This is a genomic window from Arthrobacter sp. UKPF54-2 (assembly GCF_007858535.1).
Classification (GTDB): domain Bacteria; phylum Actinomycetota; class Actinomycetes; order Actinomycetales; family Micrococcaceae; genus Arthrobacter.
Genome location: NZ_CP040174.1, coordinates 2,634,736 through 2,655,938 on the forward strand (window position 1 = coordinate 2,634,736; position 21,203 = coordinate 2,655,938).

19 protein-coding genes and 2 tRNA genes are annotated in these 21,203 nt (G+C 68.1%); 14 read left to right on the forward strand and 7 right to left on the reverse strand.

Translation table 11 applies throughout. The features are described 5' to 3' along the window. Positions 1-57: 57 nt before the first annotated feature. A complete protein-coding gene (locus E7Y32_RS12175; RefSeq protein ID WP_146337336.1) occupies positions 58-717 on the forward strand; it encodes a hypothetical protein in 660 nt (219 codons plus the stop codon). A 46-nt stretch (positions 718-763) separates the two neighbouring features. On the opposite strand, the gene E7Y32_RS12180 is transcribed toward E7Y32_RS12175, so the two are convergent. The 3 genes from E7Y32_RS12180 to E7Y32_RS12190 form a co-directional block, all read right to left on the reverse strand. Then, complete coding sequence (locus tag E7Y32_RS12180; RefSeq protein WP_146337337.1) at positions 764-1,207, reverse strand: GNAT family N-acetyltransferase; 444 nt, start codon at positions 1,205-1,207, stop codon at positions 764-766. A 146-nt stretch (positions 1,208-1,353) separates the two neighbouring features. After that, positions 1,354-1,812 carry a globin gene (locus tag E7Y32_RS12185; protein ID WP_146337338.1) on the reverse strand — a complete coding sequence of 153 codons (459 nt, stop codon included), beginning with the start codon at positions 1,810-1,812 and terminating at the stop codon, positions 1,354-1,356. 1 nt (position 1,813) lies between these two features. Continuing rightward, positions 1,814-2,473, reverse strand: a complete 660-nt coding sequence (locus E7Y32_RS12190) for a mechanosensitive ion channel family protein (RefSeq protein WP_146337339.1) — start codon at positions 2,471-2,473, stop codon at positions 1,814-1,816. 87 nt (positions 2,474-2,560) lie between these two features. Between E7Y32_RS12190 and E7Y32_RS12195 the strand changes: the two genes are divergently transcribed. Further along, complete coding sequence (locus E7Y32_RS12195; protein ID WP_146337340.1) at positions 2,561-3,568, forward strand: NAD-dependent epimerase/dehydratase family protein; 1,008 nt, start codon at positions 2,561-2,563, stop codon at positions 3,566-3,568. Here E7Y32_RS12195 and E7Y32_RS12200 read toward each other — a convergent pair. Both E7Y32_RS12200 and pepN read right to left on the reverse strand, forming a co-directional pair. Continuing rightward, positions 3,556-4,053 carry an OsmC family protein gene (locus E7Y32_RS12200; protein WP_146337341.1) on the reverse strand — a complete coding sequence of 166 codons (498 nt, stop codon included), beginning with the start codon at positions 4,051-4,053 and terminating at the stop codon, positions 3,556-3,558. The genes E7Y32_RS12195 and E7Y32_RS12200 overlap by 13 nt on opposite strands. Positions 4,054-4,146: 93 nt before the next feature. Further along, on the reverse strand, positions 4,147-6,699 hold the full coding sequence (gene pepN, locus E7Y32_RS12205; RefSeq protein ID WP_146337342.1) for an aminopeptidase N: 2,553 nt from the start codon (positions 6,697-6,699) through the stop codon (positions 4,147-4,149). 144 nt (positions 6,700-6,843) lie between these two features. Between pepN and E7Y32_RS12210 the strand changes: the two genes are divergently transcribed. From E7Y32_RS12210 to E7Y32_RS12220, 3 genes are all read left to right on the forward strand, one after another. After that, positions 6,844-7,845 (forward strand): hypothetical protein, encoded by a 1,002-nt coding sequence (locus tag E7Y32_RS12210; protein WP_146337343.1) that lies wholly within the window; start codon positions 6,844-6,846, stop codon positions 7,843-7,845. Positions 7,846-7,920: 75 nt separating this feature from the next. After that, positions 7,921-8,415 (forward strand): ribose-5-phosphate isomerase, encoded by a 495-nt coding sequence (locus E7Y32_RS12215; protein WP_146337344.1) that lies wholly within the window; start codon positions 7,921-7,923, stop codon positions 8,413-8,415. Next, positions 8,415-9,335 (forward strand): Fpg/Nei family DNA glycosylase, encoded by a 921-nt coding sequence (locus E7Y32_RS12220; protein ID WP_146337345.1) that lies wholly within the window; start codon positions 8,415-8,417, stop codon positions 9,333-9,335. Before E7Y32_RS12215 ends, E7Y32_RS12220 begins: the two co-directional genes overlap by 1 nt. A 90-nt stretch (positions 9,336-9,425) precedes the next feature. Here E7Y32_RS12220 and E7Y32_RS12225 read toward each other — a convergent pair. Further along, positions 9,426-9,496, reverse strand: a tRNA-Gly gene (locus tag E7Y32_RS12225). A 131-nt stretch (positions 9,497-9,627) separates the two neighbouring features. On the opposite strand from E7Y32_RS12225, the gene E7Y32_RS12230 reads away from it, so the two are divergent. The 7 genes from E7Y32_RS12230 (at position 9,628) to E7Y32_RS12260 (ending at position 17,170) form a co-directional block, all read left to right on the forward strand. Continuing rightward, positions 9,628-9,702 (forward strand) — tRNA-Pro (locus E7Y32_RS12230). 68 nt (positions 9,703-9,770) lie between these two features. After that, a complete protein-coding gene (gene tig / locus E7Y32_RS12235) occupies positions 9,771-11,171 on the forward strand; it encodes a trigger factor (protein WP_146337346.1) in 1,401 nt (466 codons plus the stop codon). A 246-nt stretch (positions 11,172-11,417) separates the two neighbouring features. Continuing rightward, a complete protein-coding gene (locus tag E7Y32_RS12240; protein WP_146338587.1) occupies positions 11,418-12,029 on the forward strand; it encodes an ATP-dependent Clp protease proteolytic subunit in 612 nt (203 codons plus the stop codon). 38 nt (positions 12,030-12,067) lie between these two features. Then, on the forward strand, positions 12,068-12,727 hold the full coding sequence (locus E7Y32_RS12245) for an ATP-dependent Clp protease proteolytic subunit (RefSeq protein ID WP_146338590.1): 660 nt from the start codon (positions 12,068-12,070) through the stop codon (positions 12,725-12,727). A gap of 220 nt (positions 12,728-12,947) precedes the next feature. Then, the gene (clpX, locus tag E7Y32_RS12250) at positions 12,948-14,228 is read left to right on the forward strand and encodes an ATP-dependent Clp protease ATP-binding subunit ClpX (RefSeq protein WP_138769083.1); all 1,281 of its coding nucleotides are present in this window, start codon (positions 12,948-12,950) and stop codon (positions 14,226-14,228) included. Positions 14,229-14,381: 153 nt separating this feature from the next. Then, positions 14,382-14,999 carry a DsbA family protein gene (locus E7Y32_RS12255; protein ID WP_146337347.1) on the forward strand — a complete coding sequence of 206 codons (618 nt, stop codon included), beginning with the start codon at positions 14,382-14,384 and terminating at the stop codon, positions 14,997-14,999. Positions 15,000-15,334: 335 nt separating this feature from the next. After that, positions 15,335-17,170 (forward strand): glycoside hydrolase family 15 protein, encoded by a 1,836-nt coding sequence (locus E7Y32_RS12260; RefSeq protein WP_146337348.1) that lies wholly within the window; start codon positions 15,335-15,337, stop codon positions 17,168-17,170. Between the two features lie 43 nt (positions 17,171-17,213). Here the strand turns inward: E7Y32_RS12260 and valS are convergent, their stop codons facing one another. Next, positions 17,214-19,832 carry a valine--tRNA ligase gene (valS, locus tag E7Y32_RS12265; RefSeq protein WP_146337349.1) on the reverse strand — a complete coding sequence of 873 codons (2,619 nt, stop codon included), beginning with the start codon at positions 19,830-19,832 and terminating at the stop codon, positions 17,214-17,216. Between the two features lie 63 nt (positions 19,833-19,895). Between valS and E7Y32_RS12270 the strand changes: the two genes are divergently transcribed. Together E7Y32_RS12270 and E7Y32_RS12275 are read left to right on the forward strand one after the other, a co-directional pair. Continuing rightward, a complete protein-coding gene (locus E7Y32_RS12270) occupies positions 19,896-20,255 on the forward strand; it encodes a DUF488 domain-containing protein (RefSeq protein ID WP_146337350.1) in 360 nt (119 codons plus the stop codon). 17 nt (positions 20,256-20,272) lie between these two features. Continuing rightward, complete coding sequence (locus E7Y32_RS12275) at positions 20,273-21,061, forward strand: SDR family oxidoreductase (protein WP_146337351.1); 789 nt, start codon at positions 20,273-20,275, stop codon at positions 21,059-21,061. Positions 21,062-21,203: the final 142 nt, after the last annotated feature.

The following is a 21,203-nucleotide window of genomic DNA, read 5'->3' on the forward strand; positions in this document are numbered from 1 at the left end:
ACTCTAGACGGGACCCCGGCACCGCTCAAAAGAGGCACAGCCGGTAGAGTCGAGATTGTGTCTGACGTCCTCACCCAGCCCCTGCAGTTCACCGATCCCCGCGACCTCGACGACCTGCGCACCTTCGCCACCCGGGCCCGGGCGGTCGACGACGGCGCCATCCGGCTGACCGCGTCGGGGCTGGTCCTGGCCGCCTACGTCTGCGTGCTCCGGCCGCGCCTGCTGGGGGAGTCGACCCCCACCATCCTGGGGCTGCGGACCGTGGCCCTGGCTCGGCCGGCCGAACTCGACGTGACCGTCCCGCTCGCTGCCGTGCTGGACCGGCTGGCACGCGCAGGGGCCGACGACGTCGAACTGCCGGTACCACCGATGACCGTCACCGAATCGTGGGCCGGCGTCGGCGCCCCCCGCACGGGCTGGGAACCGCTGGGTGCCCTGCCGGATGCGGCTCTGCGGCAGGCGGCGGAAGCCGGGATCACCGAGATCGCCACCATCATCCCGGACAAGCCGGGCGCCCTAATCGTCAACAACGCGCGGGCCACCGTCTGGGGCCGGCCGCTGCCCGACGCCGGGGGACTACCCGCCGGGGCCGCGTTCGCCGCGCTGACCCTCGGTTTCCTGGCCGACGGCGAACAGAGCCTCTTCCGCGCGGGCCGGTGGTACCGGCTCAGCAGCGCCCGCGGACACGTCCTGGTCCGCGCCGGCTCGGGACTCTAAGACCGCCCGGTCCCGACGCACGCCGGACGGCGGACAACCTGCTCAGTCAGAACCGGAGGATGTTCAGCTCCGCGGCGGGCCGGAACCCCAGCCTCGCGTAGAAGGAGCGCGAAGCGGGCGAGGGCGAGAGGACCATCCGCACGGCCTTGATGCCCTGCGAGAATTCAATCGCCCTCTGCACCAACTGCGCTCCGATGCCGGCGTTCCGGCGCGCCGGCACCACGTAGACGTTGCCCAGGTAGACCCAGCAGGAGGACGGTTTCCCGGGCTTCGGCATCCGCTCAAAGACCAGCAGGTTGAGCATCCCGACGAGCTCGCCGTCCTGTTCTGCAACAAAGAACTTCCGAGGGTTGGCATCCATCCAGCCGCTGTAGACCGCCTCGAAGTCCGGATCCTCGTCCAACCCGGCGTCCTGCTCGCCGGCCCACGCCGCCCTCGCCGCTGCCAGCGCGGGCCGGTCTTCGTTACGTTCCTCACGGATTATCAGCATGGCCTCACCCTACTGAACCAAACTGAGCGGATGGCGGCACGCGGCGCGCGGAACGCTTGCCGAGGGATACCCTGCCGGGTATTATTGAGGCAGAAAGACCCCGGAGACATTCCCCCAAGTGCCTCCGGGGTCTTTCCATGCCAGGGCTAGGCCCCGGAGGGGCTGTTGACCATGGAGAGCGCGGCGCGTTCCATGTAGTCCCACAGAGTGCCCTCGTACAGCGGCGGCAGTTCCAGAGCGTCCACGGCCGTGCGCATGTGGTGCAGCCAGGCGTCCTTGGCTTCCGGCGTGACCCGGAACGGCTGGTGCCGCATCCGCAGCCGCGGGTGGCCGCGTTCCTCGCCGTAGGTGGTGGGACCGCCCCAGTACTGCTCCAGGAACATCAGGAAGCGGCGCTTGGCTGGGCCGAGGTCTTCTTCCGGATACATCGGGCGCAGCAGCGGATCCGTGGCGACGCCGTCGTAAAACACATCGATCAGCTTCACAAAGGTCTCGTGGCCGCCCACGGCGTCATAGAAGTTGTCCGTATAACCGGGCTGGCTGAACGGATCGTTCTGCATCAGCATCTTCGGCTGGCGGGGTTCGCCGGCGCTGGGGATCGTCATTTTATTCTCCGGCCTGTTGCTGGGGTGCGGCTCCGGCGTCGTCCGCCGGCTGGCTGTCGGGTGAGACATAGCTGCCCTGGGAGCGGTTGCCCACCCGCAGGATCTCGCCGTTGCGCAGGTACCAGACGGTGCCGTCCTCGGCCCGGACCCGGGTGATGCGCAGCCCCATGGATTCCACCGTCCCCACCACCTCGGAGGTTTCGATGACGTCGCCGATCCCGTACTGGTCCTCGATCGTGATGAAGATGCCGGCCAGGAAGTCGCGGATCAGCTGCTGGGCGCCAAAGCCGATCGCCACACCCAGGATGCCGACGCTGGTCAGCAGCGGGGCGATGTTCACGTTGAGGTTCTGCAGGACGTAGATCACCGTGATGACGACGACGAGTACACTCACCACGCTGTTGAGCAGCGAGCCGATGGTGTTGGCGCGTTGCTCGCGCCGCTGGTGGTCCAGCGCACGCAGCGCCGGTGCCACCCAGCGGAAGTGCGGCTTCTTGAAGAATGTGGTGCCCGCGGCGACGCGTTTGGTGATCCCGGCGATCACAAAGGATGCCACCAGCCAGGTGGCAACGCCGACGCCGATGCTGATCAGGACGCCCGGCAGGTTGACGGCCGAAATGTCCGGCGGCGTGATGGTCTCGGCGGAGGTCAGGCGGTACATCAGCGGGGTGTGCTCCTTCGCGCGCCCGAGTTCGCCGGGCGCATAAGACTCTGTTCAGCTTCAACATTAGCCCCGTAGCGTGGCACCATGCGCATCCTGGTCCTCGGCGGTTCCGCCTTCCTCTCTGCAGAAATCGCCCGGCAGGCCGTGGCCGCCGGCCACGAGGTTATGTGCCTGGCCCGCGGCACACAGTCCGCCCCGCCCGAGGGCGCCACCTGGCTCCAGGCGGACCGCGCGCAGGGACCGCCCGCTTACGACGGGGCCGTCCACGCCGGGGAGTGGGACGCCGTCGTCGAGGTAGCCCGGGACCCCCGGTACGCGCTGGAGGCCCTCGAAGCCCTGGCTGCAAGCGCGCGGCACTGGACCATTGTTTCCAGCTGCTCGGTCTACGCGGACCATTCCGTCCCGGGTGCGGCCGAGGACGCCGCCGTGCTCGCCCCGCTGGCACCCGGCGCCGAGGCGACCCCGGAAACCTACGGCGAGGCGAAGTCGGCGGTTGAACGCTTGACGGCGGGACACGCCGCGGGCAAGGCGCACCTGTGCCGTGCCGGGCTGATCGGGGGACCCGGGGACGGCTCGGACCGCTACGGCTACTGGCCCGCCCGCTTCGCCCGGGACGCCGGCCCGGTGCTGGCCCCGGACATTCCCGCCGACTCCACGCAGGTGATCGACGTCCGGGACCTGGCCGCCTGGGTGCTCGCCGCGGCGGCCGCTGGCGTCACGGGGGCGCTGAACGCCGTCGGCGAGCCGGTGCCGTTTGCCGCGTACCTTGAAGAATCGAGGCGGCTCGCCGGGGGAGGCGCCGAGGTGTATCCCGCTCCGCCCGGTTGGCTGGCCGCACGCGGGGCGAACTACTGGGCAGGACCGGACTCGCTGCCGCTCTGGCTCCCGCCCGGCCATGACGGCTTCGCGGCCCGCAGCAACGCCGCGGCGCGGGCCGCGGGGATGACCTTGCGGCCGTGGACCGAGACGCTGCGCGACACACTGGCCGATGAACGCCGCCGCGGAGTCGGCCGGGACCGCAAGGCCGGCCTGAGCCCCGCAGCCGAGCGCCGGCTGTTGCAGGAGTTTCAGGCGGAGTTTCAGTCCGCCTGAGCAGCCACACCCGGGTCCACGGCTGCCGAGGCCTCGTGCCGGACCGGGAAGTTGACGCTCCTGGCAATGAAGCACACGGCGTTCGCCCCGTGGTGGAGCTCCGCCAGCAGTTCGTCGGCCACCCGAGCCGCCGTCGTGACCCTGGGCCGTAGGGTGACCGATTCGAACTGGCCGCTGCCGTCCCGGTTGGTCCGCATGACGCCCTCGGCGCGGTCCTCGTAGCCGGTCACCACCACCCCATGCTTGACGGCGACATGCAGGAAGGACAGCATGTGGCACTGTGAGAGGGCGGCCAGCAGCAACTGCTCGGGGTTGTACCGCTCCCGGTCGCCGTGAAAGGTCGGGTCCGCCGAGCCCTTGAGCACCGGAAGCCCGGGGATCTCGACGTCGTGGTCGCGGGAGTAGCCGCGGTACGAGGACGTCCCCTCACCGAGGTTCCCGGTCCACCGGACGGTCAGCGCATAGTGGTGCTCGTCGAGGCTCATGCTGCCAAGTCTAGCGACGCGAAAATGCCAGGACCCCGGCGCCGCCATGCGGGGCCGGGGTCCTGAACCGCGGGGGTCAGCCCGCCGCCGTGCTTAGACGTCCGCGGCGCGGGCGCGCAGGGCGCGGGCGACGCCGTCGCGGTTTTCCAGCATCATCCGGCGCAGCGCCGCGCTCTCTTCCGGCAGCGCGGCGAGGAACTCGTCGGTGCGGTCCACGGTTTCCTGGGTGGTCAGCTGCGCCGGGTAGAGGCCGACGACGATCTGCTGAGCCAGCGCGTGCGTGCGGTCCTTGACGATGCCCGGCACGGCCGCGAAGTACTTCTCCGCGTACGGCTCCAGCAGGGCGGTATCCAGCACCCGGGTGAAGCCGGCGACCGCGGAACCCTGCAGCGCGTTGGACAGTTCGCCCTTGACCACAATGGACTCCCAGGCCGCGGCCTTGGCCTCGGCGGTCGGGATGGCTGCCTTGGCGAGGGCGGCCGCGTTCTGGCCGGTGGCGGTGTTGTCGTGCCCCAGCTCGGCGTCGATCTGCTCCTGGCCGGCCCGGCCGCCGACCACGAGGGAGGCGATCAGCTCCCAGCGCAGGTCCTGGTCCACGGCAAGCCCGGGCAGTTCCCGCGACCCGTCCAGCAGCCCGGCGACGGTGTCCAGCTGGGATGCGCTGCGGGCCAGCAGGGCGTAGGACTTCACGAACTGCAGCTGCGCGTCGGAGCCGGCCGGGACGCGGGATGCAAGCTCCCAGAGCCGGTCCGCGGCGGCGGTCGCGGTGGCTTCCTTGTGCTCGGCGGCGACGTAGAAGTTCAGCGTGGTGGCGAGCTGGCGGAGCTGGACCAGGATCACGGAGGAGTCGGACTCCTCGGCGATGTTGGCCAGGATAAGGTCCACGTAGCCGCGGGCCGGGGTTTCGCCGTCGCGCGCCGCGTCCCAGGCCGAACCCCAGACGAGGGTGCGGGGGAGGCTCTGGCCGAAGTCCTTCAGGTGTGCCGTGGCGGTGGCGAGGGACTTCGGGTCCAGCCGGACCTTGGCGTAGGCGAGGTCGTCGTCGTTGAGCAGGATCAGGTCCGGCTGCGCCAGGCCGGCCAGGGCAGGAACCTCGGTGCGCTCGCCGTCGACATCGAGCTCTTCGCGGTGCACCCGCTCGAGCTTCCCGGCGCCGTCGAGGTTGTAGAAGCCGACCGCGAGCCGGTGCGGGCGGATGGTGGGCTGCGCCTCGGTGGCGGACTGCAGGATGGCGAAGGACGAAATCGTGCCGTCCTCGCCGACGGACAGTTCGGGCTTGAGCGTGTTCACGCCGGCAGTCTCCAGCCAGAGCTGCCCCCAGTGGTCCAGGTCGCGGCCGCTGGCCTTTTCCAGCTCGACCATCAGGTCGCTGAGCTCGGTGTTCTGCCAGGAGTGCTTCCGGAAGTACTCGCGCACCCCGGCCATGAACTCCTCCGGGCCCACCCAGGCCACCAGCTGCCGCAGCACCGAGGCACCCTTGGCGTAGGTGATGCCGTCGAAGTTCACTTCGACGTCCTGCAGGTCATTGATCTCGGCGAAGATCGGGTGCGTGGTGGGCAGCTGGTCCTGGCGGTAGGCCCAGGACTTCTCCACCGAGGCGAAAGTGGTCCAGGCGTGGTCGAACGCGGTGTTTTCGACGGCGGCGAGGTGTGACATGTACTCGGCGAAGGACTCGTTGAGCCAGAGGTCGTTCCACCAGCGCATGGTGACCAGGTCGCCGAACCACATGTGGGCCAGCTCGTGCAGCACGGTGATGGCGCGGCGCTCCACCTGGGCGTCCGTGACCTTGCTGCGGAAGACGTACCCTTCCAGGATGGTGACGGCCCCGGCGTTCTCCATGGCGCCGGCATTGAACTCCGGCACAAAGAGCTGGTCGTACTTCTCGAACGGGTACGGGCAGCCGAACTGCGCCTCGAAGAACTCAAAGCCCTGGCGGGTGAGGTTGAAGATGTTGTCCGCGTCGAGGTACTGCATGAGGGACTTACGGGCAAAGACGCCCAGCGGGGTGACTTTCCCGTCGGCGGACGTCACTTCGCTGCGGACCGACTGGTACGGACCGGCGATCAGGGCGGTGACGTAGGAGGAGAGCCGAGGGGTCGGGGTGAATTCCCAGACCGAGCGGGCGCCCCCGTCCTCGCCGGGAATGGTCTCCACCGGCACCGGGGTGGGGGAGTTGGAGACGACGTCCCAGTGCGAGGGCGCAGTGACGGTAAAGCTGAAGCTGGCCTTGAGGTCGGGCTGCTCGAAGACGGCGAACATCCGCCGGGAATCGGGAACCTCGAACTGCGTGTACAGGTAGACCTCGTTGTCCACCGGGTCCACGAAGCGGTGCAGGCCCTCGCCGGTGTTCATGTAGGGCGCGTCCGCGACCACCAGGAGCTCGTTCTCTTCGGCCAGGTCCGGTAGCTGGATCCGGATGCCGTCGGAGACCTCTGCCGGGTCCAATTCGCGGCCGTTGAGCGTGACACTGTGCACCGTGTGCGTCACGGCGTCGATGAAGGTGGACGACCCCGGCTTGGCCGTGAACTTCACGGCGGTGGTGGAGCCGAAGACCTTCTCGCTCCGGGTCAGGTCGAGGCTGACGTCATAGGAGTCGACGGCGATCAGTTCGGCGCGCTCGCGGGCCTCGGCGCGCGTGAGGTTCATACCGGGCAAGTGGTGCCTCCAAGAATGGTGGGAACGGTGGAAACGATACTGTGAAATTATTCTTTCACAACGCGGTCGGTTGGCAAGTTGCGCCCGTCACAGCGAGTCGCTCCGGGTGCCCCCGGGAGGGGTAGCGTTGGAGCCATGGGAAAGATCCGGGATTCCGTGGACGCCAGGGCCCTGCGCTTCGCCGTCGGGTTCCCGCTGATGCTGGCGGCCGCGTTCATTGTTTGCGCGCTGCTGATCCGGGCCGACCTGCCCGAGCCGCTGGCCGTCCGCTGGTCCGGTGACGGTGCCGTGGATTTCGCGCCGTTCGGCGCCGTGGTGGGGGCCGGGGCGGGCCTGATCGTCCTGGTCGGCTGGGCCGTCCTGCTGCAGGCGGCGCCGCTGTCCCGACCGGCGCTGATGCGCCGGTTCATGATGGGCACGGGGCTGACCGTGAGCCTGTTCGTCACGACCGTCCTGGCCGCCGTGCTGGTGGGCCAGCTGGGCCTGGCCGACGCCCGGGAATCCCGCGTGGACGTTGCCGTGCTGGCCATGGGCAGCGGCGCGGCGCTGGGCCTCGGAGTCGTGATGGGCTTCGTTTTCAAGGCGGACGAGCGGTGGTCCGCCGATGACGAGCGCGCCGTGCGGGAGGCGCTCGAACGTGAGCTGGACCCCGAGCTGGCCCGGGACTCCATGAGCCTTTGGGTCCATGCCCGCAGCTCGGTGTTTGTGATGCTCGGCATTGCCACACTGTTTCCCGCGGCCTTGCTGACCGTCGCGGTGCCGTGGCTGGCGGCGTTGCTCGTGGCGGCCGCGCTGCTGGCGGCGGTGTTCCTCTTCGCCCGCATCCGGGTTGACCGGAGCGGGCTGCGGGTGTTCGCCGCCGGGTTCCTGCGGGTGGTGGATGTTCCCGCGGCGGCCATCGAGTCGGCCACCCCCAAAGAGGTCAAGGCTGCGGACTACGGCGGCTGGGGCTACCGGAGCCACGGCGGCACCACGGCGATGCTGGTCAGCAGCGGGCCCGCCGTCGTCGTGGACCGTTCCGACGGCCGCCGGCTGGCGGTCAGCGGCGGCAGCGCGACGACGGCGGACAACGTGGCGCAGGTGCTCTCCCGCGTCGCGGCCCGGGCACGCCGCAACGGCGGGGCACCCGCGTCCTAGAGCCCTAGTAGGCTGGTAGCAGCCCAGACCAGCAGCGCCGGACGTCCACCGGCGCCCCAGAGAACGGATCCGCCCGTGACTACTGCCCCGGATTTTCCGCGCGTTCATATCGCCACCGACCACGCCGGCATGGAGCTCAGCGCCCATCTGGTGGGCCACCTCCGTGCCCAGGGCTACGACGTCGTGGACCACGGGCCCAAGGTCTATGACGCGCTGGATGACTACCCATCCTTCTGCATCAACGCTGCCCGCGCCGTCGTGGCGGACCAGGCAGCGGGCACCCGCGCGCTCGGCATCGTGCTGGGCGGTTCGGGCAACGGCGAGCAGATCGCTGCGAACAAGGTCAAGGGCGTCCGGGCGGCCCTGGCCTGGAACCTCTCCACCGCCAAGCTGGCCCGTGAGCACAACGACGCCAACGTCGTCGCCGTCGGCGGCCGGCAGCACAGCGTGGACGAGGCCACGGCGATCATCGAGGCCTTCCTCACCGAGCCGTTCAGCAACGACGAGCGCCACATCCGCCGGATCGGCAAGATCGCCACCTACGAGGCCACCGGCGAGGTCGTCGAGTAGTGCCGGAGGGGCATTCGGTCCACCGGCTGGCCCGGCAGTTCGCCGACGTTTTCGCGGGGGAACGGCTGGCGGTGACCAGCCCGCAGGGACGTTTCGCCCAGGGCGCGGCGCTGCTGGACGGGCACATCCTCACCGAATCCGTGGCGCACGGCAAGCACCTGTTCCTGGGCTTTGAGCACGGACTGGTCCTGCACGTGCACCTGGGGCTCTACGGCGCCTGGGACTTCGGCGGCGACGCCGGCTTCCGCGGGGCCTCAAGCATCGGCGCGCCCCGGAAGATCGGGGAGCGCGAAATCTACGGCGGCGACGCCGGTCCGGACGCCGTGTATGCCGGTCCGCCTGCGCCGGTGGGCGCGGTGCGGGTGCGGCTGGCCGGCGGGCACGGCTGGGCTGACCTGCGCGGGGCCACCACCTGCGAGACGCTGACCCGGGCCGAGGCCGACGCCGTCGCGGCCCGGCTGGGTCCTGACCCGCTGCGGAACCTTCCGGGCGACCGGGACGGGTTCATCGCCGCCCTGGCGAAAAAACGCACCCCGGTGGCGACGCTACTGATGGACCAAAAGGTGGTTGCCGGCATCGGTAACGTCTACCGCGCCGAACTGCTGTTCCGGCAGCGCCTGGACCCCTGGCTGCCCGGGAGTGCCCTGCCGGCGGAATCCGCCGGGCTGCTCTGGGACGACACTGTGGCCATGATGTCCGACGGAGTCCGCGACGGCCGGATCATCACCACACCGCCGCGCTACTGGACCGGAACCGGGAAGGCCGGGACGGGTGAAACAGGTGCCCTGCCGGACCCGGCGGACGCGCACTTCGTCTACCGCCGGCACGGCCTGGACTGCCGGGACTGCGGCACCGCCGTGGCGCTGACGGAGCACGCCGCCCGGAAGCTCTACTGGTGCCCGGGCTGCCAGTCAGCCTGAGCGGACCGGGGCGGGCTTCGACGCCGCCGGATCGTCAGCGGGCATGAAAAAAGCCCCTCCGCAGAGGGGCCGTTCTTCGTCACATTTCGGAGGGGACGACGGGAATCGAACCCGCGTAATCAGTTTGGAAGACTGAGGCTTTACCATTAAGCTACGTCCCCGGGAGTTTGCTGGAACTTCGGCAAAACTTCCGGTCGGCTGTTGAAGCCGGATACAACTAAACCCAATTCAGGCCCCCAGTGTCAAATGTGCAAATCGCCACAGGATGACCGTAGACTGTTCTGTGCACTTACGGGGTGTAGCTCAGCTTGGCTAGAGCGCCTGCTTTGGGAGCAGGAAGTCGCAGGTTCAAATCCTGTCACCCCGACTCTGCAGCAATGCCTTTAGAAGTGGCGTTGCAGAGCCCCATCCCCCAAAACCAGGAGTACTTAGACTGTGAAGAGCGCTGTCGAGAACCTCACCCCCACGCGGGTCAAGCTCAATGTTGAGGTCCCCTTTGAGGAATTGAAGCCCAGCATCGCAGAGGCATACAAGACTGTTGCTTCCCAGATCCAGGTTCCCGGGTTCCGCAAGGGCAAAGTCCCTTCCAAGCTCATTGACCAGCGCGTCGGCCGCGGCTACGTGCTGGAAACGGCCATCAACGAAGGCCTCAACGGCTGGTACCAGGCTGCCGTGCAGGAAACCGGCATCCGCCCGCTGAGCCGTCCCGAGGTTGAAATCACCGAGGTGCCGGACCCGTCCGCCACCGACGGCGAGCTGAAGTTCCACGCCGAGGTTGACGTCCGTCCCGAGATCGAACTCCCGGACTACGCCGGCATCAAGGTTGAGGTTGCGGCCGCCGAGTCGTCCGACGCCGACGTCGACAAGGCCCTCGACGAACTGCGCGGCCGCTTCGGCACGCTCAAGTCCGTGGACCGCCCGGCTGCCGACGGCGACTTCCTCACCATCGACATCACCGCCTCGATCGACGGCGCCGAGGTGGACTCCGCTTCCGGCCTGTCCTACCAGGTTGGCGCGGGCACCATGCTCGAAGGCCTCGACGAAGCCGTCACCGGCCTCAGCGCCGACGAGGACGCCATCTTCGACACCACCCTCGTGGGCGGTGACCACGCCGGCGAGTCCGCTCAGGTGAAGGTGGTTGTCAAGGCCGTCAAGGAGCGCGAGCTTCCCGAGGCCAACGACGACTTCGCCCAGCTGGCCTCCGAGTTCGACACCCTGGCCGAGCTCCGCGAGGACCTCGCCAAGCAGGCTGCCGACTCCAAGACGGTTGAGCAGGGCGTCGAGGCCCGCGACAAGGTCCTGGACAAGCTCGTTGAGCTCGTTGAGGTTCCGGTTCCGGCCTCCGTCGTCGAAGAGCAGCTCGAGCAGCACTTCAGCGCCGAGAACTCCCACGGTGAAGGCGAGCACGACACCGAGGAGCACCGCGCCGAGGTCAAGGCCAACACCGAGCGTGCCTTCCAGAACGAGATCATCCTTGACGCAATCGCCGAAAAGGAAGAAGTCAACGTCACTCAGAACGAGCTGATCGACTACATCGTCACCACCGCCAGCCAGTACGGCATGGACCCGAACCAGTTCGCCCAGATCATCGATCAGAGCGGCCAGGTTCCGATGATGGTGTCCGAGGTACGCCGCCGCAAGGCACTCGCCGTCGTCCTGGGCCAGGCCGAGGTCACCGACACCGAGGGCAACAAGATCGACCTGAGCGACTTCGTCCGCCCCGGCGGCGAAGAGGCTTCCTTCGAAGCCGACGCCGAGGAAGCCGCCACTGAGGAGACTGCCTCCGAGGAAGCAGCCACCGCCAAGAACGATGACCCGGCAGCAGTGAAGTTCTAATACTTCCTGTTCCCGCAGTCGCTGCCCGCACCCCCGGATCACCCATCCGGGGGTGCGGCTTTTTAAGCCTGTAATGAACCCCCGCGGCCAATCGTGCGCCGTCAGCGAACAGCCCTGCGCCTGCGCACAAAGCGGCCGTGAAAACCGTTAGTGTCCATGTAGGAAAGTTCAGTGATGCCGTCAAGTGGCGTCACCGTCGCCAGCGAGAGGTAAGTACACATGTCACAGCAAGCAGGGGCACCCCGGATGGCTACCGTCGATCCGGCCGCCCAGGATAACTACATTTACAACCGCCTGCTGAAAGAGCGCATCATCTGGCTCGGCTCCGAGGTCCGCGACGAGAACGCCAACGCGATCTGCTCGCAGCTGCTGCTGCTTTCGGCCGAGAACCCCGAGAAGGACATCTACCTCTACATCAACTCACCGGGCGGCTCCGTCACCGCCGGCATGGCCATCTACGACACGATGCAGTTCATCCCGAACGACGTCGTCACCGTCGCCACCGGCCTGGCCGCCTCGATGGGCCAGTTCCTGCTCTCCTCCGGGACCAAGGGCAAGCGCTACGCCACCCCGAATGCCCGCATCCTTATGCACCAGCCCTCCGGCGGCATCGGCGGCACCGCCTCGGACATCAAGATCCAGGCCGAGCTGATCCTGCACATGAAGAAGGTCATGGCCGAACTGACGGCCGAGCAGACCGGGCAGACCGTGGAGACCATCCTCAAGGACAACGACCGCGACAAGTGGTTCACGGCGACCGAGGCCCTCGAATACGGCTTCTTCGACAAGATCGCGGCGCACGCCGGGTCCGTGGCAGGCGGCGGCGGAACCAACGCCGAAGCCGGCAGCGAAAACTAACCGGCACGCAGACAGAACCGACTCCAGGAGCAATGAACATGAACTACAACTTCGGATCGACTGCCGGGAACCTGCCGAGCAGCCGCTACGTGCTGCCGCAGTTTGAAGAGCGCACCCCCTACGGCTTCAAGCGCCAGGACCCCTACACCAAGCTGTTCGAGGACCGCATCATCTTCCTGGGTGTCCAGGTCGACGACGCCTCCGCCGACGACGTGATGGCCCAGCTGCTGGTCCTCGAGTCCACCGACCCGGACCGCGACATCACGCTCTACATCAACTCGCCCGGCGGGTCCTTCACCGCCATGACGGCGATCTACGACACCATGCAGTACATCCGCCCGGAGATCCAGACGGTCTGCCTCGGCCAGGCCGCCAGCGCGGCCGCCGTGCTGCTCGCCGCCGGCACACCGGGCAAGCGCCTGGCGCTGCCGAACGCACGCGTGCTGATCCACCAGCCTGCCCTCTCCGGCGGCCAGGGCGGGCAGGCCTCCGACCTGGAAATCCAGGCCGCCGAGGTCATGCGGATGCGCTCCTGGCTCGAGGACACCCTGGCCAAGCACTCCGGACGCACCTCCGAGCAGGTCAACAACGACATCGAACGCGACAAGATCCTCACGGCCGCCGAGGCCATGAGCTACGGGCTGATCGACCAGGTGCTCGATTCCCGCAAGATCAAGCCGCAGGCGATCACAAAGTAGCCAGCACGGCAGTTCCAACACAACTGCCGCACGACGCCGGTGCCGCTCAACGGAAATGGGCGGCACCGGCGTCTTCTTTCCACCCATCAGGGCTAAAGTGACCTAGAGTGGAAGATGTCACGGCCTCTCGTCCCGCGGGGACAGTCCGTGATCCAGTAACGGATGCAGCGCTGCACAGGAGCACGACCCAGCCGGCAGCAAGATACTAAGGGGTTCCCATATGGCTCGGATTGGCGAGAGCACCGATCTGCTGAAGTGTTCTTTTTGCGGAAAGAGCCAAAAGCAGGTCCGCAAGCTCATTGCCGGGCCCGGCGTCTACATCTGCGACGAGTGCATTGAACTCTGCAACGAGATCATTGAAGAAGAACTCGCCGAAGTAGCTGACCTGGGCAGCTTTGAGCTGCCCAAGCCCCGCGAAATTTTCGATTTCCTGCAGGAATACGTGATCGGCCAGGAGCCCGCCAAGCGGTCCCTCGCCGTCGCCGTCTACAACCACTACAAACGGATCCAGGCTGGCCACGCTCCGAAGAGCGGCGCCCTGGCCGAGGGCGGCCACCACGACGACGTCGAGATCGCCAAGTCCAACATCCTGCTGATCGGCCCCACCGGCTGCGGCAAGACCTATCTGGCCCAGACCCTCGCCCGGCGCCTGAACGTTCCGTTCGCCGTCGCCGACGCCACGGCCCTGACCGAAGCTGGCTACGTGGGCGAGGACGTTGAGAATATCCTGCTCAAGCTCATCCAGGCCGCCGACTACGACGTCAAGAAGGCCGAACAGGGCATCATCTACATCGACGAGATTGACAAGATTTCGCGCAAGAGCGAGAACCCATCTATCACCCGGGACGTCTCCGGCGAGGGTGTGCAGCAGGCGCTGCTGAAGATCCTTGAGGGCACGGTCGCCTCGGTTCCGCCGCAGGGCGGCCGCAAGCACCCGCACCAGGAATTCATCCAGATCGATACCACCAACGTGCTCTTCATCGTGGCCGGCGCCTTCGCCGGCCTCGAGGAGATCATCGGTTCGCGGTCCGGCCGCAAGGGCATCGGCTTCGGTGCCCCGCTCAACGAGGTTAAGAACAACGCGGACTCCTACGGCGAGGTCATGCCCGAGGACCTGCTGAAGTTCGGCCTGATCCCCGAATTCATCGGCCGGCTCCCGGTCATCACCACGGTCTCGAACCTGGACCGCCCGGCGCTGATCCAGATCCTCTCCACACCCAAGAACGCCCTCGTGAAGCAGTACCAGAAGATGTTCCAGCTCGACGGCGTAGAGCTGGTCTTCGAGGACGAGGCGCTGGACCTGATCGCGGACCAGGCCCTGGAACGCGGCACCGGTGCCCGTGGCCTCCGCGCCATCATGGAGGAAGTCCTGCTGCCGGTGATGTTCGACCTGCCGAGCCGGGACGACGTCGCCAGTGTGGTTATTACCGAGGATGTGGTGGCCAAGAAGGCCGCGCCCACCATGATCGCCCACGACGTCAAGCGCCGTAAGTCCGCCTGAACCTGAGGGCCCGCGCGCGGACGCCGGAATAAATCTGCCGACAGCGACGCTATGCCTGACTGTTGCGCTTAACCAGTGCACCGTGCCGTCGGTGGCCACAGCCGCCGGCAGGCCTCGGTGCGAGCTCCCCGTTGATTCCCAAAGGAGAACCCTGTGCCTGAAACCGTCACGAACAAAGCCGACTTCTGGTTCGACCCCATGTGCCCCTTCGCCTGGGTAACCTCGCGCTGGATCTGCGAAGTGGAAGACGTCCGGGACATCACGACCGAATGGCACGTGATGAGCCTGGCCGTTCTCAACGAGGGCCGCGACGAGCTGCCGACCGAATACAAGGAGTTCATGGCCAAGGCCTGGGCCCCGGTCCGTGTCATCATCGCTGCCGCACAGCAGCACGGCGCCGAGTACATCAAGCCGCTCTACGACGCCATGGGCACCAAGATCCACAACGAGGGCAACAAGGACATCGCCGAGGTCATCGCCAAGTCGCTGGCCGAGGCCGGCCTGCCTGCCGGGCTCGCTGCCGCCGGGCAGTCCGACGAGTTCGACGCCGAACTTCGCTCCAGCCACGAGGCGGGCATCTCACTGGTGGGCCAGGACGTCGGCACCCCGATCGTCGCGTTCAACGGCACGGCCTTCTTTGGCCCCGTCCTCACCCGCATCCCGCGCGGCGAGGAAGCGGGCAAGCTCTGGGACGCCACCGTGACCCTGGCCGCGTACCCGTCCTTCTTCGAGCTCAAGCGCAGCCGCACCGAGAGCCCCGTTTTCAGCTAGGCCACGGCCCCTCCGGCCGCACCCGGGCCCCGCACGAACTACTCGCTTGTAGTTTGTCCGGGGCCCTTGTGCATCCTGAAGAGCGGGAGAACAATAGAACTTACCCACTTCGAAAGAAGAGGGACGCAGGAACCAAAGATTCAGTGACACTCATCCGACGCAGCCTTCGGCAAAGTCAGATGATGGCTACCAGTGACGAGGTAGGAAGACCTGAAATTCCAAGGATCCCGCCAGATTACCTAAGACGTCACGTGGTGATCGAAAAGTCGAAGCCCCACCAACCGCAAAAAGCTGATGGGGCTTCCCCTTTGCCCAAATCGCCTCAGATTGGTGCCATGAGCACTGAGCCCATCGCGGCGTACGCGCTGCTGTCCGACTGCTGGTCCGCCGCCCTGGTCAGTGCCGCGGGCTCTGTGGACTGGCTCTGCTTCCCGCGCTTCGACAGCCCGTCCGTCTTTGGCCGGCTGCTGGGCGAGGACGCCGGTCACTGGTCCATCCGGCCCGCCGGCGAGTACACCACCACCCGGCGGTACCTGGGCCCGTCCATGGTCCTGGAGTCCCTCCACGCCACTTCCCACGGCCGGCTCGCCGTCAGCGACGCCCTTGTCCTTGGCTCCGGGCGGCGGGGGCACGACCTCGGCCAGGGGTCCCCGGGCACGCTGCTGCGCTGGCTGTCCTGCACTGCGGGGAACGTTGACGTGGAAGTCAGCTTCGCGCCCCGGCCGCAGTACGGGTTGCTCCGCCCGGTGCTGGAGACCGTGGGCGGGGGCCTGCTGATCCGCGCCGGTGCCGAAGAGCTCGCCCTGTCCGCGCCGGTGCCGTTTACGCTCGACGGCGGCACGGCCGGCGCCGTCGTGCGGCTCCGTGCCGGTGACACCGTTGGCTTCGCCCTGCATCGCCAGCGGGGAGTGGGGGAGGAGCCGGAGTTCTGGGACCAGCAGGAGATGGCGCACCGGCTTGCCGACACCCTGGAGGGCTGGAGCAGTTGGTCCGGAATCCACCAGGGCTACCGCGGCCCCTGGCAGGAGCTTGTGGCCGGCAGTGGCCGTGTCCTGCAGGCCCTCAGCTACTATCCGTCCGGCGCGATCGTGGCCGCGCCGACAACCTCCCTGCCCGAGGTGGCTGGCGGGACCCGGAACTGGGACTACCGCTACACCTGGGTCCGGGATGCCAGCATGACCCTGCAGGCGCTGTGGGTGGCGGCGTGTCCGGATGAGGCGGGAAAGTTTTTCCAGTTCCTCGCAACGGCCGCGGCCGGCCAGCTGGCCGGGGGCGAGGAACTACAGATTATGTACGGGGTCGGCGGCGAGCGTGACCTGCCCGAGCGGGTTCTGGAGCACCTCCCCGGCTGGCGGGGAAGTTCGCCGGTGCGCGTCGGCAACGGAGCCTGGAACCAGCGGCAACTCGACGTCTACGGCGAGCTGCTGGATGCGGCCGCCACCATGCCGGAGTTCCTCGACGGCCTGGCACCGGAAACCCTGCGCTTCCTGGCGGACGCGGCCGACGCCGCCGTCGCCCGCTGGCGGGAGCGCGACCAGGGGATCTGGGAGGTCCGCGGCGAACCGCGGCACTACCTGTATTCCAAGCTGATGTGCTGGGTCGCCGTGGACCGGGCCGTCACCCTGGCCGGGGTGCTGCAGGCCACGGACCGGGTGCCGCGCTGGCGGGACGCCCGGGAGCTGATCGCCGAGTCCATCCGCGCGAACGGCTGGAGCGACGCCGCGGGAGCCTACACCCAGGCCTACGGAGCCCAGCAGCTTGACGCTTCGGCCCTGATGCTCGGGATCGTGGGATTCCTGGCGCCAGACGACCCCCGGTTCCTCGCCACGATCGACGCGGTCGAGCACAGGCTGACCGACGGCCGCGGCCTGGTGTACCGCTATCACGGCGACGACGGGCTGCCGGGTGAAGAGGGGGCTTTCCTGCTCTGCACCTTCTGGCTCGCCCACGCCCTGGCCCTCGCCGGCCTGGCCGACCGGGCCAGGGCGGTCTTCGAACGCGCGGCCGGATTTGCCACCAGCCTGGGACTGATGGCCGAAGAGGTGGCGCCGGACAGCCGGGAACTCCTGGGCAACTTTCCGCAGGCCTTCAGCCACATTGGACTGGTCAACGCGGCCTGGGCCATCAGCGAGGCGGAGCGGCGAAACCGCGAGGGCCCCCGCCCGGCCTGAGCCGGCCCGGGGGCCCTCTTGGTTGTTGTCGCGGTACCGGGCGCTACGCCTGGCCCGGCTCCTCGGCGGGAGCCAGGACGACGTCGCTCACGGTCAGGTCACCCTCGCCGGCCACCAGCGCCAGCTCACGGGCGTTGGCGGCGGCTTTGAGGTCGCCCAGGCCGGCCTTCAGCTGGGTCGTCAGGGACTCCGACGCCGTGATGGTCGCGGAGAGCACCTCGGTGCGCTGCTTGACCTTCGCCTCGGACTTGGCCTTGCGGATGCCGCCCAGCGCCGTGCCCACCGTGGCGAGCAGGGTGGTGTCGCCGTCGATCTCCACGGCGGTGGGCCATGGTGCCCGGTGCACCGAGCCGGTCCGCCACCAGCCCCAGACTTCCTCCGTGGCGAACGGCAGGAACGGCGCGAAGAGCCGCAGCAGGGTGTCCAGGCTGGTCGCCAGCGCGGCCAGCACGGACGCCTGCTCGGCGTTGCCGGCGGCACCGTAGGCGCGGTCCTTGATCAGCTCCACGTAGTCGTCGGTGAAGTGCCAGAAGAAGCTCTCGGTGATCTGCAGTGCCCGGGCGTAGTCATAATTCTCGAACGCCTTGGTGGCCTGCTGGACAACCTCGGAGAGCTGCGCCAGCACGGCCCGGTCCAGGGGGTTGCTCAGCACCGACAGGTCCGCGGAGACCACCGAGTTCTCGGTGGCGCCCAGGTTCAGCACGAACTTGGACGCGTTGAGCAGCTTGATCGCCAGCCGGCGGCCGATCTTCATCTGCGCGATCTCGTACGCGGTGTCCGCGCCGAGCTTGGCCGAGGCCGCCCAGTAGCGGACGGCGTCCGAGCCATACTCGTTCAGCACGTCGGTCGGGACGATCACGTTGCCCTTCGACTTGGACATCTTCTTCCGGTCCGGGTCGAGGATCCAGCCGGAGATCGCGGCGTGCTTCCACGGCGCAACATCCTGCAGGGCATCGGCGCGGACGGCGGTGGAGAACAGCCAGGTCCGGATGATGTCGTGGGCCTGCGGCCGCACGTCGAACGGGAAGACCGTGGCGAAGAGCGCCTCGTCGGTGCTCCAGCCGCCCACAATCTGCGGCGTCAGTGAGGACGTGGCCCAGGTGTCCAGGACGTCGGCGTCGCCGGTGAAGCCGCCCGGCACATCGCGCTGGGTTTCCTCGTAGCCGGGGGCGGCGTCCGCGGCGGGGTCCACCGGGAGCTGCGCGTCGGTCGGCAGGATGGGCGCGTCATAGTCGGGGTTGCCGTCGGCGTCGAGCGGGTACCAGACCGGCACCGGTACGCCGAAGAACCGCTGGCGGGAGACCAGCCAGTCACCGTTCAGCCCGGTGATCCAGTTCTCGTAGCGGGAGCGCATAAAGGACGGGTGGAACTCCATCTCGTTGCCGCGCCCGATCAGGCGTTCGCGGCGGTCCTCGTCGCGGCCGCCGTTGCGGATGTACCACTGGCGGGAGGTGACGACCTCGAGGGGCTTGTCGCCCTTTTCGAAGAAGTTCACCGGGTGCATGATCTTCTTCGGCTCGCCGTCGAGCAGGTCCGCGGCGGCAAGCTGCTCCACCACGGCCTCCTTGGCGCTGAAGACGGTCTTGCCGGCGATCGCCTCGAACGCGGCGCGGCCTTCCCCGGTGGTGATCCAGTCCGGGGTCTCGCCGATGATGCGGCCGTCGCGGCCGACGATCGCGCGGGTGGGCAGCTGCAGCTCACGCCACCAGGTGACATCGGTGAGGTCGCCGAAGGTGCAGACCATGGCGATGCCGGAGCCCTTATCCGCCTTCGCGAGGTGGTGGGCCTTGACCTCCACCTCGACGCCGAAGAGGGGGGAGGTGACCTTCTTGCCGAACAGCCGCTGGTACCGCTCGTCGTCGGGGTTCGCCACCAGAGCGGCGCAGGCGGCCAGCAGCTCGGGGCGGGTGGTCTCGATGTAGATCTTCTCGCCGTCCTCGGTGAAGAACGGGTAGCGGTAGTACGCGCCGGCGACTTCGCGGTCCTCCAGCTCGGCCTGGGCCACCGCGGTGCGGAACGTGACGTCCCAGAGCGTGGGCGCCTCGGCCATGTAGGCGTCGCCCGCGGCGAGGTTCGCCAGGAACGCCCGCTGCGAGATGGCGCGGGACTTGTCGTCGATGGTCCGGTAGGTCAGGTCCCAGTCGACGGACAGGCCAAGAGTCTGGAACAGGTTCTCGAAGACCTTTTCGTCCTCGACGGCGAGTTCCTCGCACAGTTCTATGAAGTTCCGGCGCGAGATGACGTCGAAGTCGCGCTGGTTCTTGGCGGGCTCGGCCGGCGGGCGGTAGCCGGCGTCGTAGGGGACGGCCGGATCGCAGCGCACGCCGTAGTAGTTCTGCACCCGCCGTTCGGTGGGCAGGCCGTTGTCGTCCCAGCCCATCGGGTAGAAGACGTTCTTGCCCGTCATCCGCTGGTAGCGGGCCAGGACGTCCGTCTGGGTGTAGGAGAACATGTGCCCCACGTGCAGGGACCCCGACGCGGTGGGCGGGGGAGTGTCGATCGAGTAGACCTGCTCCCGGGTGGTGTCCCGGTTGAACTTGTAGGTCCCTTCGTCAAGCCAGCGCCGGGTGAGGGCGGCTTCCAGCCCCTCGAGGGCGGGCTTGTCCGGAACGTTGATGGGGGCGGTGGTGGGCGTGTCTGTACCCTGCGTGTCTTCAGCCATGGGCCAATTCTTCCATCTTTTCTTGCCGCGCCCCGCAGCCTTGCCTGCAGTAGCATGCAGCAGATGGACGAAAGCACCGGAAACTTCGTGATCAAACGCATCTACGACGAGCCCGCGGACGACGACGGCTACCGGGTCTTGGTTGACCGGCTCTGGCCGCGCGGCGTCAGCAAGGACCGCGCGCAGCTTCAGCTGTGGCTCAAGGAAGTGGCGCCCTCCGCGCCGCTTCGGACCGAGTTCGCGCACATGCAGGAGCGCTTCGCCGCGTTCCGCGCCGCCTATGAGGCCGAACTCGCAACCAACCCCGCCGTTGACACCCTGCGGGACCTGGCGGCCGGCCACGGCAAGGTGACCCTGCTGTTCGGCGCCCGGGATCTGGAGACCAACCACGCCCGGGTGCTGCTGGAGTTCCTGCAGCGCTGAAACGCTAGGGTGGTGCCATGACGGAAGAAATCGACATCGCAGGAACTGCAAATACAGCATCAGCCGCCAAAGCAGCAGTCGTCACCGGCGCGAGCACCGGGATCGGCGAGGCTACCGTGCGTGCGCTCCGGCAGGAGGGCTGGACCGTGTTCGCCGTCGCCCGCCGCGCCGAACGGCTTGAGGCGCTCGCCGCGGAGACCGGCGCCGTCGCGGTCCCCGCCGATGTGACCGACGACGCCGACGTCGCCCGGCTGGTGGATGAGGTGACCCGCGCCGGCGGCATCGACACCCTGATCAACATCGCCGGCGGCGCCCGCGGCGCGGACAGGGTGGCCGAGGCCAAGACCGAGGACTGGGCCTGGATGTACGAGGTCAACGTTCTGGGGACCATGAAGCTCACCCGGGCGTTCCTGCCGATGTTGCGGGCCTGCGGCGAGGGCACTGTGCTGAACCTGACCTCGACGGCCGGCCTGTCCGCCTATGAGGGCGGCGGCGGCTACAACGCCGCGAAGTTCGCCCAGCACGCCCTCACTGGCGCGCTGCGCCTGGAGGAGGCCGAACACAACCTCCGCGTGATCGAGGTGGCCCCCGGCATGGTGCAGACCGAGGAGTTCTCGCTGAACCGGCTTGGCGACGCGGGCGCCGCGGAGAAGGTCTACGCCGGGGTGGAGAAACCGCTCACGGGCGCCGACGTCGCCGACGTCGTCCGCTTTGCGGTGACCGCGCCGCACCACGTCAACCTGGACCAGATCGTGATCCGCCCGGTGGCGCAGGCCTCCAACTTCAAGGTGATCCGCAAGGGCTGACCGGGCGCAGCCGGGCGTTGTGCCGGCGCCCCGGACGTTCACCGGGGCGTCGCCTGGGGGCCGGGAAGGGGTGGCCGGACGTTGGCCGGGCGGGGGCACGGTGGCTGGTGCAACTGCACACCACCAGAGTGGAGATCCTTCC

Excerpts from the sequence above, each read along its gene's own strand:
- E7Y32_RS12195 (WP_146337340.1), top strand. The coding sequence starts at position 2,561 with ATGCGCATCCTGGTCCTCGGCGGTTCCGCCTTCCTCTCTGCAGAAATC.
- E7Y32_RS12275 (WP_146337351.1), top strand. The coding sequence starts at position 20,273 with ATGACGGAAGAAATCGACATCGCAGGAACTGCAAATACAGCATCAGCC.
- E7Y32_RS12210 (WP_146337343.1), top strand. The coding sequence starts at position 6,844 with ATGGGAAAGATCCGGGATTCCGTGGACGCCAGGGCCCTGCGCTTCGCC.
- E7Y32_RS12270 (WP_146337350.1), top strand. The coding sequence starts at position 19,896 with ATGGACGAAAGCACCGGAAACTTCGTGATCAAACGCATCTACGACGAG.
- E7Y32_RS12240 (WP_146338587.1), top strand. The coding sequence starts at position 11,418 with ATGGCTACCGTCGATCCGGCCGCCCAGGATAACTACATTTACAACCGC.
- E7Y32_RS12190 (WP_146337339.1), bottom strand. The coding sequence starts at position 2,473 with ATGTACCGCCTGACCTCCGCCGAGACCATCACGCCGCCGGACATTTCG.
- E7Y32_RS12185 (WP_146337338.1), bottom strand. The coding sequence starts at position 1,812 with ATGACGATCCCCAGCGCCGGCGAACCCCGCCAGCCGAAGATGCTGATG.
- clpX (WP_138769083.1), top strand. The coding sequence starts at position 12,948 with ATGGCTCGGATTGGCGAGAGCACCGATCTGCTGAAGTGTTCTTTTTGC.
- E7Y32_RS12200 (WP_146337341.1), bottom strand. The coding sequence starts at position 4,053 with ATGAGCCTCGACGAGCACCACTATGCGCTGACCGTCCGGTGGACCGGG.
- E7Y32_RS12180 (WP_146337337.1), bottom strand. The coding sequence starts at position 1,207 with ATGCTGATAATCCGTGAGGAACGTAACGAAGACCGGCCCGCGCTGGCA.
- valS (WP_146337349.1), bottom strand. The coding sequence starts at position 19,832 with ATGGCTGAAGACACGCAGGGTACAGACACGCCCACCACCGCCCCCATC.
- pepN (WP_146337342.1), bottom strand. The coding sequence starts at position 6,699 with ATGAACCTCACGCGCGCCGAGGCCCGCGAGCGCGCCGAACTGATCGCC.
- E7Y32_RS12245 (WP_146338590.1), top strand. The coding sequence starts at position 12,068 with ATGAACTACAACTTCGGATCGACTGCCGGGAACCTGCCGAGCAGCCGC.
- E7Y32_RS12260 (WP_146337348.1), top strand. The coding sequence starts at position 15,335 with ATGAGCACTGAGCCCATCGCGGCGTACGCGCTGCTGTCCGACTGCTGG.